The sequence below is a fragment of the Pseudoclavibacter sp. RFBI5 genome, assembly GCF_002931395.1.
Classification (GTDB): domain Bacteria; phylum Actinomycetota; class Actinomycetes; order Actinomycetales; family Microbacteriaceae; genus Pseudoclavibacter.
Genome location: NZ_PSYA01000008.1, coordinates 39,322 through 53,241 on the forward strand (window position 1 = coordinate 39,322; position 13,920 = coordinate 53,241).

Sequence of the window (13,920 nt, forward strand, 5' to 3'; positions counted from 1 at the left end):
TGCGAGATGAAGGCTGGGAGATCGGCGTCGACGGAGCACAGCGAGCGGCTCGACGAGCTGGCCTCGGCGTGGCGGGCTGCGCTGCGTGAGGAGCTGCCAGCGGCGGTCCGGTTGCGTCAGGAGCTCCACGCCGACCCCCGGCTCTCCGGTGAGGAGAACGACACCGCTGCCCGCCTCGAGGCCGAGCTCGGCGACCGGGTCACGATGCACCGCATCGCCGACTCCGGACGCATCGGGCGCCTCGGCCCCGCGACCGGGGGTGCCGTCGGGGTGCGTGCCGAGCTAGATGCGCTGCCGCTGACCGAGCTCACCGGGGTGCCGTTCGCCTCGTCGAACGGCGCGATGCACGCCTGCGGGCACGATGTCCACCAAGCGGCGCTCGTCGCCTTCATCCGGGCCGCGGACCACCTCGACCTCCCCGTCGGACTCGTGCCGATCCTGCAGCCACGGGAGGAGACCTACCCCTCGGGCGCGCATCAGATCGTGCAGGAGGGCGGCCTCGAGCGCTTCCAGGTCGAGCACGTCATCGGCGCGCACGTCCACCCGGGCGTCCCTCGAGGGGCGATCGCGATCGGCGGCGGCTACATCAACGCGGCTGCCGACGAGATCGAGATCTCGCTGCAGGGACGAGGCGGCCACGGCGCGTACCCGCACCAGGCGGCCGACCCTGTCGCTGCCGTCGCCCAGATCGCGCTCGGACTCCCCGAGGTCGTCCGTCGCACGATCTCGCCCATGAATCCCGCCGTGATCAGCGTCGGGACGCTCACCGCAGGTGAGGGGGCTGCGAACGTGCTGCCCTCGAGCGCCCGGCTGCTCGCGTCGATGCGCACGACGGCGCCGAAAGACCGCGAGCTGCTGTTCGCGGCCGTGCAGCACCTCGCGGTGCGCACTGCTGAGGCGTACGGCACGGAGGCGATCGTGCACATGCACCAGAACATGCCCGTCCTCATCAACGACACCCACCTCGCGTCCGATGCCGACGACTGGCTCGCGCGCCTCGGCGTCGACGGGGCGGAGCCCATGCGCTCGCTCGGCGGCGACGACTTCTCGTACTACTGCGACGAGGTTCCCTCGATCATGTGCTTCGCAGGCGTCGAGACGGCAGGTCTGCCTGGGCCCGGAGGCGCCTACGCCCCGACGCTCCACCACCCGCGCTTCCTTCCGACGGAGGATGCGGTCGGGCTCGTGGCGAGCGCGTTCCTCGCCGGGTACTGCGCGGCCGCCGAGCGCATCCTCGGCATCGCACACCACAGGCGGGTCCTGTCCTGACGGTGGGCGCACAGCCGAAATCGGGTCTGGATGCGGTGGCCGTGCGATACTGGAAAGGTCGACCGGGCAGAGTCCCACGGCACCCGAAGTTTTTCAGGCACGAGCCACGAGCAGAGCAACGCTCCGTCGCACGGGCCGCAGGCAGGATCGCCGCAACCGCGGCACACCACGTACAACCTTTCCGCCGAACGGGCGGAGACCATTTTCGATGAGGATGCATGGCATCTTCATCGCCCGGAGGGGTGGGCGCACGCTTTGCGCCACGCCGGAGTAGGAGCACACCAGAAATGGTGACCACAAACGAATCAGACCAGAACACCACCGATGAGCAGTTCGACGCAGAGGCGGGCCAGGAGTCCGCGACTGCGGCAGGGGTAGGCGCAGTGGAGCACGAGTCGACCGAGGAGTCCGCGTCGTCGGTCCCGTCCGTCATCTCCTCCACGACGCTCTTCTTCCTGCAGCCGGATCTGCCCCCGGTGCTGGAACGCAGCCCACGCGAAGACCGCGGCCGCGGTCGCCGTCAGGACGACGAGCCGTACGAGCGCCAGGAGCGCGGCGACCGGAACGATCGCTACGACAGGCAGGATCGCAACGACCGCTCCGAGCGTGGCGAGCGTTCGGACCGTGGCGAGCGTGACCGCGCTGACCGCAACGACCGCGCTGACCGCGGCGACCGTTCGAGGGAGTCGTCGCGCGACGACCGCCGACAGGCCCCGGCAGAGCGCCAGCAGTCGACGACGCGTCGTCGTCAGTCCCGCGAGGAGCAGCCGGTCGAAGAGCCCGTGCTCATCACGGAGCCGCAGAAGATCAAGGGGTCCACGCGTCTCGAGGCGAAGCGTCAGCGCCGCCGCGAGGGCCGCGAGAGCGGGCGTCGCCGCCAGGTCATCACCGAGTCCGAGTTCCTCGCTCGTCGCGAGGCGGTCGACCGCGTGATGCTCGTCCGCGCCAAGGACGACCGCGTCCAGATCGGCGTGCTCGAGGACAAGGTGCTCGTCGAGCACTACGTCGCGCGTTCGCAGGAGTCGTCGCTCATCGGCAACGTGTACCTCGGTCGCGTGCAGAACGTGCTCCCGAGCATGGAGGCCGCCTTCATCGACATCGGGCGCGGCCGCAACGCCGTGCTCTACTCCGGTGAGGTCGACTGGGCCGCTGCGGAGGTCGGCGGCAAGTCGCGTCGCATCGAGAACGCCCTCAAGCCGGGCGACCGCGTGCTCGTCCAGGTCACGAAGGACCCGATCGGCCACAAGGGCGCCCGCCTCACGAGCCAGGTGTCGCTGCCTGGTCGCTACCTGGTCTACGTGCCGGGGAACTCCATGAACGGCATCTCCCGCAAGCTCCCGGACACGGAGCGCGCACGCCTCAAGAAGATCCTCAAGGAGACGCTGCCGGCAGGCGTCGGCGTCATCGTGCGCACGGCTGCCGAGGGCGCGACCCAGGATCAGCTCGAGCTCGACGTCAACCGACTCACCGCGCAGTGGGCCGACATCTCCTCGCGCATCGAGGCGGGACCCGCTCCGGCGCTCCTGCACTCCGAGCCCGACCTCCTCGTCAAGATCATCCGCGACGTCTTCAACGAGGACTTCCACAAGATCGTGATCCAGGGCAGCGAAGAGCTCGAGACCATCACGAACTACCTGCACCAGGTCGCCCCTGACCTCGTCGACCGCGTCGAGGCGTTCCAGGGCGGCGACGTCTTCGCCGAGTACCGCGCGACCGAGCACATCGAGAAGGCGCTGGACCGGAAGGTCTGGCTGCCGTCCGGCGGCTCGCTGGTGATCGACCGCACGGAGGCCATGACGGTCGTCGACGTCAACACGGGGAAGTTCGTCGGCTCCGGCGGCAACCTCGAGGAGACGGTCACCAAGAACAACCTGGAGGCGGCCGAAGAGGTCGTCCGCCAGCTGCGTCTTCGCGACATCGGCGGCATCATCGTCGTCGACTTCATCGACATGGTGCTCGAATCGAACCGCGACCTCGTCATGCGTCGCCTCATCGAATGCCTGAGCCGTGACCGCACGAAGCACCAGGTCGCAGAGGTGACGAGCCTCGGGCTCGTGCAGATGACCCGCAAGAAGCTCGGTCTCGGCCTGCTCGAGACGTTCAGCGAGCCGTGCGAGTCCTGCGCTGGCCGCGGTGTCATCGTCTTCCACGACCCGGTGCTCAAGCACCGTGGGGGAGCGCCTGACAGCAGCGCGAACGCGAAGAGCAGTCGCAAGGGCCGCGGTGGTCAGCAGCGTGAGCAGCAGGCTCCTCGTGCCGTCGCAGCTCCGGCCGCGACGTCGACGCACGGCATCACCGAGGAGGCGCGGGGCGCTCTCTCGAAGATCGCGGCGTCGACGCTCACCGGGCAGAAGCAGGGCGAGCCTTCGGAAGAGCAGCAGCCCGTCGTGCAGGCGAGCGCCCAGGCGCCGGTCGCCGACGAGCGTGGCGGCGACGAGCAGTCCGGGCAGCAGGGTGAGTCGCGTCGTTCGCGTCGCGGCCGCAGGCGCGCCAAGACGGATGCTCAGGCTCCGGCGACGTCGGAGGCTCCGGAGCAGGCGCCGAGCGAGCCGGTGACGCTCGACCGCAATGCGGTGCAGCAGTCGGATGGCGACGACCGGAAGGCGCGCGCCAGCGAGAACCTCTTCGACTTCGACTCGGCCCAGAGCGCCGAGCCGGCACAGACCAAGCGCGAGGCCGACCCGGCAGCGCTTCGTGAACTCGACTCGCTGCTGGATGCGCTGGTCACCCCAGAGGGTGAGCAGCAGCCGGCAGCGGGCGAAACGACCGAGGCCCCCGCCGCGGTCGAGGTGACGACGCCCGCCGCCGCCCCTGAGAAGGTTCAGGAAGCGCCGACGGCGTCTGCGCCGAAGGCAGCGCAACCGGCGACGGTTGAGCCGCCCAAGGGTGCTTCGGGGCGTCCGCGCCGCCGCCGCATCACGACGCCGCCGCTCTCTGCCGAGTAAGATGACAGAGTAGGGCGACCGGACGCGAAAGCGTCGAGTGGGTGGGTGCGCTTGCGCGCACCGACCCTGCCGGGTAAAGTGGTTCGCTGTTGCACGTTTGCATTCGTGCTGGCATTCCCTCGCCCGGTTGCAGGGCAGAGTCAGCTCGCCGCAGCGAGCAGGGCTTCCAGAGTTTGAAGACACAGCGTCCGACCTTGTCGGGCTCGGAGAAAAGGTACTGAAGTGGTATTCGCAGTTGTGCGCGCCGGTGGACGGCAGGAGAAGGTAGAGGTGGGCACTGTGCTCACCACGAACCGTGTTGTTGCCGACAAGAAGGGCAACGTCACGCTTCCGGCTGTGCTGCTCGTCGACGGTGAGACCATCACGAGTGACGCAGAGAAGCTCGCTAAGGTCACGGTGACTGCAGAGGTCCTCAACGACCTCCGCGGCCCGAAGATCGTCATCCAGAAGTACAAGAACAAGACCGGTTACAAGAAGCGTCAGGGCCACCGTCAGGAGCTCACGCGCATCAAGATCACCGACATCAAGTAAGTCGAGGAGCAGACTTCAATGGCACACAAAAAGGGAGCGAGCTCGACTCGCAACGGCCGTGACTCGAACGCTCAGCGCCTCGGCGTGAAGCGTTTCGCGGGCCAGACCGTCAGCGCGGGCGAGATCCTCGTCCGTCAGCGCGGCACGCACTTCCACCCCGGCGCCCTCGTGGGCCGCGGTGGCGACGACACGCTGTTCGCCCTCTCGGCAGGCATCGTCGAGTTCGGTGCGAAGGGCCGCCGCAAGGTGGTCAACATCGTCGCTGGCGAATAGCAGCAAGCACAGTCCCTGAATCCAGGGCGGTGTCAGGATGAGGGGCGGGCCACGGTCCGCCCCTCATCCGTATTTTCACGACTTATCGTTCTACAGGAGCTCTTCATGGCCACCTTCGTCGACCAGGTGACGCTGTATCTGCGCGCTGGAGAGGGTGGCAACGGCTGCGTCTCTGTCAAGCGCGAGAAGTTCAAGCCACTCGCCGGCCCCGACGGCGGTGATGGCGGCAACGGCGGCAGCATCACGTTCTACGCCGACCCGCAGGAGACGACGCTGCTGTCGTACCACCACAAGCCGCATCGCTCGAGCGACAAGGGCGGCTTCGGGATGGGCGATTGGCGCAACGGGTACACCGGTCAGCCGCTCGATCTGCCGGTTCCCATCGGAACGGTCGTCCGCGACGCGGACGGCGTCGAACTCGCTGACCTCTCCGAGCCCGGCATGCGCTACGTCGCTGCCGAAGGCGGACAGGGCGGTCTCGGCAACGCGTCGCTCGCCAACACGAAGCGCAAGGCGCCTGGCTTCGCTCTGCTCGGCACGCCAGGCGAGGAGCTGCAGGTGCAGCTCGAGCTCAAGATCGTCGCGGATGTGGCCTTCGTCGGCTACCCGTCTGCTGGCAAGTCGAGCCTCATCGCGGCGATGTCCGCGGCCAAGCCGAAGATCGCCGACTACCCCTTCACCACGCTCCACCCGAACCTCGGCGTCGTGCAGGCGGCCCAGTACCGCTACACGGTCGCCGACGTTCCCGGCCTCATTGAGGGCGCGAGCGAGGGCAAGGGCCTCGGCCTCGACTTCCTGCGGCACGTCGAGCGGTGCTCCGCGCTGCTGCACGTGCTCGACTGCGGAACGCTCGACCCGGGCCGCGACCCGATCAGCGACCTCGATGTCATCCTCGAGGAGCTCGGCAACTACCCGGTGCCGGAGGGGCAGACGCCGCTCCTGGAGCGCCCGCAGTTCGTCGCGCTCAACAAGATCGACCTGCACGATGGGCGTGAGCTCGCGGAATTCGTGCGCCCCGAGCTGGAGGAGCGCGGCTACCGTGTCTTCGAGATCTCGACGGTGAGCCACGAGGGCCTCAAGGAGCTCTCCTTCGCGCTCGGCGAGCTCATCGACCGCGACAGGGAGGCCAAGCTCGCCGAGCTGGCCATCAAGCCGCGCATCGTGCTGCGTCCGCGCCCCGTCGACGAGAAGCCGTTCGAGATCCGCGTCGAGGGTGGAACGCACGGAAACACGTACCGGATCCTCGGTGAGAAGCCGCAGCGTTGGGTCGCGCAGACGGACTTCGCGAACGACGAGGCCATCGGCTACCTCGCGGACCGCCTCAACAAGATCGGTGTCGAGGAAGCCCTCTTCAAGGCCGGTGCAATCGCCGGTTCCGCCGTCATCATCGGGCCTGGCGCGCAGGGCATCGTCTTCGACTGGGAGCCGACGCTCACGAGCGCGGCAGAGCTCACGGTCTCGCCGCGTGGCACGGACAGTCGCCTCGAGGAGAACAGCCGCACCACCACGCGTGAGCGGCGCGAGGGCTACTACGAGCGCATGGACGGCAAGGCCGCGGCGCGTGCCGAACTCGAGCGCGAGCGCGAGGGCGGCGTGTGGAAGGTCGACGAGTGACCTCGCGAACATTGGTAGGGTGGGACGCATGATCGAGCTGATTCCCGCTGCGCTTGCTGATGCCGTGCTGGCCCAATCCGTGCTGGCCGAAGAGGGGCACCACATCGTCAACGAGCTGGTGATGCCACCGATCATGTTCGGTGTCGTCACGCTCGTCGCCTTCGTTGCCCTCATCGTCGTCACGTACGCGTTCCGCAACACGTGGCACAGCAACCCGGTCGACTCCAAGGTCGTTCCCTACGAGCCGTTCAACCACGCTGGCGTCATCGAGGCCGGCTCGGAGCACTCGAAGCACTAGCGCGGAGACGCGCCCGCCTTATGCCTCACACCGTCGAGCCTTCCCCCGTTCCCGAGCGCCGCAGAGTCGGCGTCATGGGTGGAACCTTCGACCCGATCCACCACGGGCACCTCGTGGCGGCGAGCGAGGCGGCGGCGCACTTCGATCTCGATGAGGTGCTCTTCGTGCCGACGGGGAAGCCGTCGCACAAGTCGCACGTCACCCCGGTCGAGCACCGCTACCTGATGACGGTCATCGCGACTGCCTCGAATCCCCGGTTCAAGGTGAGTCGTGTCGACGTCGACCGCGACGGCCCCACGTACACGATCGACACCCTGCGCGACGTCCAGCGACTCCGTCCGGACGCGGACCTGTACTTCATCACGGGTGCGGATGCCATCGCGCAGATCCTCGGGTGGAAGAACTCGCTCGAGCTGTTCGAGCTCGCCCAGTTCGTCGCCGTCTCGCGACCGGGGCACGAGATGCGCACCGACGGCATCCCCGCCGACAAGGTGACGGCGCTCAAGATCCCAGCCCTGGCGATCTCCTCGACGGACATCAGGGCGAGGGCCTACGAGGAGAAGCCGGTCTGGTACCTGGTGCCAGACGGTGTCGTGCAGTACATGGCCAAGCACAGGCTGTACACGGCAGAAGAGATTGATGCCATATGAGTGACGCGCCACTGACCCGCCGCGAGCTTCGCGAGCTCGAACGTCGCCGCGAGAAGGGCGAGCAGCCAGAGCTCCCGACGATGGCGCCGACGGTCTCCGTGGAGACCAGGGCGGGATCCGACGAAGCTGCTCCGGCCGCTCCCATCGTTCCAGCCGCTCCGGCCCCTCCTGCTGAATCGGCGCAGCTGGCGCAGCTCGCATCCGGCGTCGCGCTCGAGGCTCCGCTCCAGATCGACGGCCTCTCACCGACGCCGATCGACGTGACGGCGACGCTCGAGGCCACTGAGGCTTCTGAGACCCCGGACGTCGCTGAGGTCGAGGAGGTCGCTGAGGCCCCCGAGTTGCCCGGCGACTCGTTCAATCGGAGCCCGGCGGCCGTCGAGCAGGAGGCTCAGGAGGACGGCACGAGCGGCGACTACTTCCGACGCCTCGTCATGGCCAGCCACTCCACGGACGAGACGCCGACGGGCATGATCGTCATGCCGGAGATGAGCTCGCCCGATATCACCGGCGCCCTCAGCGGCGCGGGTGATCTCATGATCACGGGCAAGATGCAGGTCTCCCGCGAGCTCTCCAACTTCGGCACGCTGACGACGGGGCTCGACTCGCCGGAGATCGACCACGCTGACGAGGGCGACGAGCAGCTGCACTCGAGGGCTGTCGAGGAGCACAGTCCGGTCGCGGCCAGCCGCGCGGTGCGCGAGCCTGGAATGCCGCTCGCACCCCGCCGTGGGCACGGCGTGCGGCTGTCGATCTGGGCGGTCGTGAGTGGCCTCGCCGTCGCTGTGGCTGGCGTTGTCGCAGTGATCCTGGGTATTGTTCAGGGTTGGTTCTGATCAGCTGGCGAGCGCATCGCCTCTCGGACACCACGTTGAGCTCATCTGGGCTCTCAATGAAAGGGACCGAATGACCGCGAGTACGCGAGCAATCGAACTGGCAGACATCGCAGCGAAGGCTGCCGACAAGAGACTCGGCTTCGACATCGTCGCCCTGGATGTCTCGAACAACATGCCGCTCACGGACATCTTCCTCCTCGTCTCCGGTCGCAACGAGCGCATGGTGCTCTCCATCGCCGATGAGATCGAAGACGCGATGCGCGACATCGGGCAGCGCACGCTGCGCCGAGAGGGCCGTCGCGAGGGTCGCTGGGTGCTCCTCGACTTCAACGACATCGTCGTGCACGTCTTCCACGAGGAGGAGCGCACGTTCTACGGGCTCGAGCGCCTGTGGAACGACGCACCCGTCGTGAAGCTCGATCTCGGCGAGGGCGACGCAGCCGCCGAGCAGCCGAACCAGGCCGAGCAGAGCTGAGCGGCGTGACGCCCCGCAGGTCGAAGGGCGGATGGGTCTGGCTCATCCTCACCGGCTTGCTCGCGGGCTTCCTCTCTGGGCTCTTCGGGGTCGGCGGGGGCATCCTCATCGTGCCCGCACTCGTCTATCTGGTGCGGCTCGACACCCGCTTGGCCGCTGGCACCTCGCTGCTCGCCATCCTGCCGTCGGCGATCGTCGGGGTGGTGACGTACGCGGTCGGCGGCAACGTCGACCTGCTCCTGGCGGGGCTCCTGGCCATCGGCGCGATCGCGGGTGCCCCGCTCGGGTCATGGCTGCTGGAGAAGATCTCGAAGCGCACGCTGCAGTGGGCGTTCATCGCGTTCATCGGCGTCGTCATCGTCTCGCTCTTCCTCGTCGTGCCGTCGAGGGACGCCGCAGTGCACATCGATCTGCTCGGCGGCGCGCTGCTGGTGTTCCTGGGCCTCTGCACGGGCGTGCTGTCCGGCCTGCTCGGCATCGGCGGGGGAGTCGTGGTCGTGCCGATGCTGGTCGTGCTCTTCGGCTCGAGCGACCTGCTCGCGAAGGGCAGCTCCCTGCTCATGATGATTCCGACGGCGCTGTCCGGCACGATCAGCAACCTGCGCCGCAAGAACGTGGATGTGGGTGCCGGCCTCGCGGTCGGCGGCGCCGCCTGCCTCACGACGAGCCTCGGGGGCTTGAGCGCCGCCGCCATCTCGCCCTCGCTCGCGAATCTGCTCTTCGCGGCCTTCCTCGTCGTCATCGCGGTGCGCATGGGTGTGGATGCCTGGCCCCGTCGCACCGCTCGGTAGCGACACGCGCTGGCCGCCTCGATTTGGTGCGTCCCAGCTTCTGAGCTATTATTTTCGAGTTCCCGGAAACGGGTGCGGGTCTGTGGCGCAGCTGGTAGCGCACCTGCATGGCATGCAGGGGGTCAGGGGTTCGAATCCCCTCAGATCCACCACGAAGCCCCGGTCAGCTGAATCTGACCGGGGCTTTTTCGTCTGAGCTGCCGCTCGGTTCCCCGCACGATGCGGGAGGATGTCCGCATGGCGAGACGCATCATGGGCGACACTGCACGGGCCAACTGGAGCGCGCTCATCGCGGTGCCGTTCGCAGCGGCCTTCTACCTGTTCGTGGCGAGACGCCTCGGCGTCGAGATCGGCGACACGGTTCGCTACCTCGTGAGCATCTTCATCGTGTTCTGGCCGCTGTTCGGAACGGTGTACCTGGTCTGGACGCACCTCGCCTACCGCAACGCGGACGCGGTGCAGCTGCGGGTCGCCTCGAGGCGAGAGCGCATCACGAAGCGCCGCTGGTGGCATCGGCTCGTCGGCTACGGGGGAGCGACGGACTGGACGATGGCGGGCGCCATGGTCGCGGTCGCCCTCACGGTCGCTATCGCGCAGGAACCCGCCTTCCGCGACCAGACCATCTTCGTGGTGCTCGGGCTCGCCACGGTCGCGGCCTCGTGGGCGCTCATGGTCTACGCGTTCGCGTTGGAGTACCTCCGCCTCGACGCGGTCCCTGATGCTGAGGCGGGACATGGGGGAGCGGACGAGCGCGAGCGGGATGCCGCGCGCCGGTCGCAGATCGTGTTCCCGTTCGAGGAGGAGCCTCGCTTCGGCGACTACCTGACGCTCGCGGTCCTGATGTCGACGATGGCGGCGACGGCGTCGGCTGAGATCACGTCGCGCCGCGGCTGGCGCATCGCCCGGACCAACGTGGTGCTGGCGTTCGCGTTCAACTCGGTCATCGTCGCCATGATGGTCTCGGTGCTCTTCGGCGGGCTCACGACCTAGGGGGAGGTCAACGCGGGGAGGCTAACGCCGGGAGGCTCAGCGCACGACGCGGAAGCCCTCGGTTCCCTTTGGGGTCCGCTCGGAGACGCGAGATGCGGTGACTTCGGCGTACGGGGGCCCTTTGCTCATCCACGCGAGGAGCGCATCCACCTGGTGCTCCTCTCCTTCGAGCTCGGCTTCGACCCGGCCGTCGTGCAGGTTGCGGACCCAGCCGCTCACACCCAGCCGCTGTGCCTCCTGCGCCGTGGTGAAGCGGTAGCCGACACCCTGGACAGTCCCGGCCACGATGACATTGACTCTCCGCATAGCCACATTGTGCTTTCCACGCCTGGAATCCGGGAAGATGCCGGCCCGTGTGGGGTGAGAAGCACAGCCTTTTCCCATCTGGTGGGCTCGGCCCATCTGGTGGGTTCGGCCCATCTGGCGGGCCCGGGGAGCTTCCGCGGTCAGGTCAGGTGCGAGAGCTCGCCCACGTCGTAGCCGGTGTTCGGGAGGCAGCCGAGCTCGGTCAGCAGCTCGGGCATGCTCCACAGCCGTACCTCCTGGGGGCGGGTGGTGGCGATCGATGCCGCCGCGCTGCCGCCGATCGCGAGTTGGCGCACACTCACGGAAGACGGACCAGATGCGGGACTCGGCGCACCGTGGACGATGCGCCAGGAGGGGTGCCCATCGAGAGGATGCTCCTCGACGAGCAGCGAGGACGGCTCGTCTCGGAGGCCACGGCCGGAGACCTTCAGCGCGGCCTCCTTCGCCGTCCAGAGGGCGATGCGAGCGGCGACGCCCACCCGCTGCGTCGACGCGGGCATCCGCAGCCGCTCTGCTGGGTGCAGGGCGTACGCGTCGAACTCGGACCACAGCTGTGTCGGCACGGTCTCGATGTCGACGCCGATCGCGTCCGCCGGGTCGGCGATCGCGACGAGCACCCGGCCGCTCGTCGTCGAGGAGCTGAGCGAGAGGTCGCTGCTCGTCGGCTGCCCGTGGCGCCCGCCGCAGTCTGCGCAGCGGCGGTCGATGACGAGCTCGCCGGCCAGCTCGAGCGGGACCCCGCGGCCCCAGGCCGCCAGCAGCCGGAGGGCGGAGCGCCCCGCCAGCGTGCGGCGACGCAGCTCCTCGGTGCCCCGAGCGCCGGCGGCGGCGAGATCGTCGGTGCTCGCGCACTGCGACGCGGCGTCGAGGACCTCGTCGATGCCAGCGGCGAGCACGGCGATCATCGGCGGCTGATGCGGCGGTACTGCCACACGGCGATCGGCGCGAAGATCGCGATGATCGCGACGCTGCACAGGAACGCGTACAGGACGGCGTTCTCGGCGGGCCATCCTCCGGCAGCCGTGAAGCCGCTCGGGGCCGCGTTGCCGAAGAGCTCCCTGACGGCGCTTGCGACCGCCGTGACCGGGTTCCACTCCGCGAACGCGCGAAGGGGGCCGGGGAGCATGTCCGCCGAGACGAAGGCACCGGAGATGAAGCAGACGGGGAACAGCCACAGGAGGCCGAGGCTCTGCGCGACCTCGACGCTCTTTGCAGTGAGCGCGATGGTCGCGCCGATCCAGGAGGTCGCGAAGGCGAAGAGCAGCAGCAGCGCGAAAGCGGCGAGCACTTCGAGCGGGCCGGATTCGACGCGCCAGCCGATCGCGAGTCCGCACGTCAGGATCACGGCGATGGAGATGATGCTCGTGACGAGATCGGAGCTCGTCCGTCCGAGGATGACGCCGACGCGCGACATGGGGAGCGTGCGGAGCCGATCGATGAGGCCGGACTGCAGGTCCTTCGCGAGGTAGACGGCGGTGAACGAGGAGTTGAAGGTCAGGGTCTGGGCGAGAATGCCGCCGATCAGGAACTGCCGGTAGTCGGCGCCGCCCAACGCGCCGCCGAAGACGAAGGCGAGGATGAGGACGAAGATGATGGGCTGCGCGATGCCGGTCACGAGGGCGCCAGGCGTGCGCTGCACGTTGAGCACGTTCCTGCGGGCGACGATGCTGCCGTCGCGGAAGGCCGCGGTGATTGCGCTCATGCGGTGACCGCCTGTCGCTCGTCGTTGGTGTGCAGCTCGGCGGACGCATCGTCGGGTCGCTGCCCCGTGATCTGGAGGAAGACCTCGTCGAGGGTCGGCTGCCGCAGCGCCGCCTCGATCGTGCCGATCCCGGCCTCCGAGAGGCCAGCGAGCACGGCAGCGAGATCACGGCTGCCGTTCGGTGCCTTGGCGGTGATGCGCACGGCGCGGTCGTCGAGGGACGCCTCGCGTCCGACCGCGGCGACGATCTGGAGAGCCCTGTGGCCGTCCTCCGCCCGCTCGAGCACAAGATCGATCGCGGCTCCTCCTGCCCGCGCCTTGAGCGCCGACGCGGTGCCCTCTGCCACGATCCGGCCCGAGTCGATGACCGAGATGGCATCGGCCAGCTGGTCGGCCTCCTCCAGGTACTGGGTTGTGAGGAGCACCGTCGTGCCTGCCGTCGCGAGCGTCTGGATCGCATCCCAGGTATCGCGACGCCCGCGCGGGTCGAGTCCCGTCGTCGGCTCGTCGAGGATCACGACTGGTGGCCTGGCGACGATGGCGCCGGCAAGGTCGAGGCGGCGGCGCATACCGCCCGAGTAGTCGCCCGCGCGCTTCTTGGGGTGCAGGTCGTCGAGGCGGAAGTCGCGGAGCAGCTCGTTCGCGCGTGCCTTCGCGTCTCGGCGCCGCATGCCGTAGAGCTGGCCGACCATCGTCAGGTTCTCGACTCCGGTGAGCTTCTCGTCGACGGCCGCGTACTGGCCGGAGACGCCGATGCTGCGGCGCACGTCCTGAGCCTCGCGCCGGACGGAGTGGCCGGCGACCTGCACGTCGCCGGCATCCGGGTCGAGGAGGGTCGTGACGACTCGGACGGTGGTGGTCTTGCCCGCCCCGTTCGGGCCGAGGAGTGCGTGGACGGAGCCTGCTGGGATCTCGAGGTCGACGCCGTCGAGCGCGGTGAAGTCGCCGAAGCGCTTCCTGAGCCCGCGGATCGAGATCACGAGACCGCCAGGTCGCGCTCGCGGACGGGCGTGATGTCTCGCCAGTTCTCGGTCACGTAGTCGAGGCAGGCCTGCTTGGGGGCTGGGCCGTAGACGACGACCCAGCCTGCGGGCACGTCGGCGAAGTCGGGCCAGAGGGAGTGCTGCTGCAGCTCGTTGACGAGGACTCGGAACTCTGCGGAGATGTCATCGAACGGATTGGTCATGATGTTCCCTTCTCTGTTCACGCGGGGGTTCGTGAGTGAGGTGGCGCGAATGGT

16 protein-coding genes and 1 tRNA gene are annotated in these 13,920 nt (G+C 68.5%); 12 read left to right on the top strand and 5 right to left on the bottom strand.

The features are described from left to right. Nucleotides 1-6 precede the first annotated feature (6 nt). From C5E06_RS06195 to C5E06_RS06250, 12 genes are all read left to right on the top strand, one after another. Nucleotides 7-1,269: a M20 family metallopeptidase gene (locus C5E06_RS06195; protein ID WP_104306340.1), complete on the top strand. Its 1,263-nt coding sequence runs from the start codon at nucleotides 7-9 to the stop codon at nucleotides 1,267-1,269. Between the two features lie 287 nt (nucleotides 1,270-1,556). Continuing rightward, the gene (locus tag C5E06_RS19575) at nucleotides 1,557-4,214 is read left to right on the top strand and encodes an Rne/Rng family ribonuclease (protein WP_374953226.1); all 2,658 of its coding nucleotides are present in this window, start codon (nucleotides 1,557-1,559) and stop codon (nucleotides 4,212-4,214) included. A 222-nt stretch (nucleotides 4,215-4,436) separates the two neighbouring features. Beyond that, a complete protein-coding gene (gene rplU, locus C5E06_RS06205; protein ID WP_068481311.1) occupies nucleotides 4,437-4,745 on the top strand; it encodes a 50S ribosomal protein L21 in 309 nt (102 codons plus the stop codon). Between the two features lie 18 nt (nucleotides 4,746-4,763). Then, nucleotides 4,764-5,018, top strand: coding sequence for a 50S ribosomal protein L27 (gene rpmA / locus C5E06_RS06210; RefSeq protein WP_068481308.1), 255 nt, complete (start codon nucleotides 4,764-4,766; stop codon nucleotides 5,016-5,018). 105 nt (nucleotides 5,019-5,123) lie between these two features. Next, nucleotides 5,124-6,632 carry a GTPase ObgE gene (obgE, locus tag C5E06_RS06215; protein WP_104306341.1) on the top strand — a complete coding sequence of 503 codons (1,509 nt, stop codon included), beginning with the start codon at nucleotides 5,124-5,126 and terminating at the stop codon, nucleotides 6,630-6,632. Between the two features lie 28 nt (nucleotides 6,633-6,660). Continuing rightward, the gene (locus tag C5E06_RS06220; protein ID WP_104240829.1) at nucleotides 6,661-6,930 is read left to right on the top strand and encodes a hypothetical protein; all 270 of its coding nucleotides are present in this window, start codon (nucleotides 6,661-6,663) and stop codon (nucleotides 6,928-6,930) included. Nucleotides 6,931-6,950: 20 nt separating this feature from the next. Continuing rightward, nucleotides 6,951-7,580, top strand: coding sequence for a nicotinate-nucleotide adenylyltransferase (gene nadD / locus C5E06_RS06225; RefSeq protein ID WP_104240830.1), 630 nt, complete (start codon nucleotides 6,951-6,953; stop codon nucleotides 7,578-7,580). After that, nucleotides 7,577-8,416: a hypothetical protein gene (locus C5E06_RS06230; protein ID WP_104306342.1), complete on the top strand. Its 840-nt coding sequence runs from the start codon at nucleotides 7,577-7,579 to the stop codon at nucleotides 8,414-8,416. The genes nadD and C5E06_RS06230 overlap by 4 nt, the downstream gene beginning before the upstream one ends. A gap of 70 nt (nucleotides 8,417-8,486) precedes the next feature. Next, complete coding sequence (rsfS, locus tag C5E06_RS06235; RefSeq protein WP_104298995.1) at nucleotides 8,487-8,891, top strand: ribosome silencing factor; 405 nt, start codon at nucleotides 8,487-8,489, stop codon at nucleotides 8,889-8,891. 5 nt (nucleotides 8,892-8,896) lie between these two features. Then, entirely contained in the window at nucleotides 8,897-9,682 is a 786-nt protein-coding gene (locus tag C5E06_RS06240) for a sulfite exporter TauE/SafE family protein (RefSeq protein WP_258067544.1), read from the top strand. Nucleotides 9,683-9,758: 76 nt separating this feature from the next. Then, nucleotides 9,759-9,834 (top strand) — tRNA-Ala (locus C5E06_RS06245). A gap of 85 nt (nucleotides 9,835-9,919) precedes the next feature. After that, nucleotides 9,920-10,672, top strand: a complete 753-nt coding sequence (locus C5E06_RS06250; RefSeq protein WP_181059687.1) for a DUF1345 domain-containing protein — start codon at nucleotides 9,920-9,922, stop codon at nucleotides 10,670-10,672. 36 nt (nucleotides 10,673-10,708) lie between these two features. On the opposite strand, the gene C5E06_RS06255 is transcribed toward C5E06_RS06250, so the two are convergent. The 5 genes from C5E06_RS06255 to C5E06_RS06275 all read right to left on the bottom strand — a co-directional run bounded on the left by C5E06_RS06255 (nucleotide 10,709) and on the right by C5E06_RS06275 (nucleotide 13,866). Further along, the gene (locus C5E06_RS06255; RefSeq protein ID WP_160070539.1) at nucleotides 10,709-10,978 is read right to left on the bottom strand and encodes an acylphosphatase; all 270 of its coding nucleotides are present in this window, start codon (nucleotides 10,976-10,978) and stop codon (nucleotides 10,709-10,711) included. 140 nt (nucleotides 10,979-11,118) lie between these two features. Continuing rightward, a complete protein-coding gene (locus C5E06_RS06260) occupies nucleotides 11,119-11,883 on the bottom strand; it encodes a 4'-phosphopantetheinyl transferase superfamily protein (protein WP_181062902.1) in 765 nt (254 codons plus the stop codon). Next, complete coding sequence (locus C5E06_RS06265) at nucleotides 11,880-12,680, bottom strand: ABC transporter permease (RefSeq protein ID WP_104240835.1); 801 nt, start codon at nucleotides 12,678-12,680, stop codon at nucleotides 11,880-11,882. The genes C5E06_RS06260 and C5E06_RS06265 overlap by 4 nt, the downstream gene beginning before the upstream one ends. Further along, nucleotides 12,677-13,660 (bottom strand): ATP-binding cassette domain-containing protein, encoded by a 984-nt coding sequence (locus C5E06_RS06270; RefSeq protein ID WP_104306345.1) that lies wholly within the window; start codon nucleotides 13,658-13,660, stop codon nucleotides 12,677-12,679. The genes C5E06_RS06265 and C5E06_RS06270 overlap by 4 nt, the downstream gene beginning before the upstream one ends. Beyond that, on the bottom strand, nucleotides 13,657-13,866 hold the full coding sequence (locus C5E06_RS06275; protein WP_104298996.1) for an MbtH family protein: 210 nt from the start codon (nucleotides 13,864-13,866) through the stop codon (nucleotides 13,657-13,659). The genes C5E06_RS06270 and C5E06_RS06275 overlap by 4 nt, the downstream gene beginning before the upstream one ends. Between the last annotated feature and the right edge of the window lie 54 nt (nucleotides 13,867-13,920).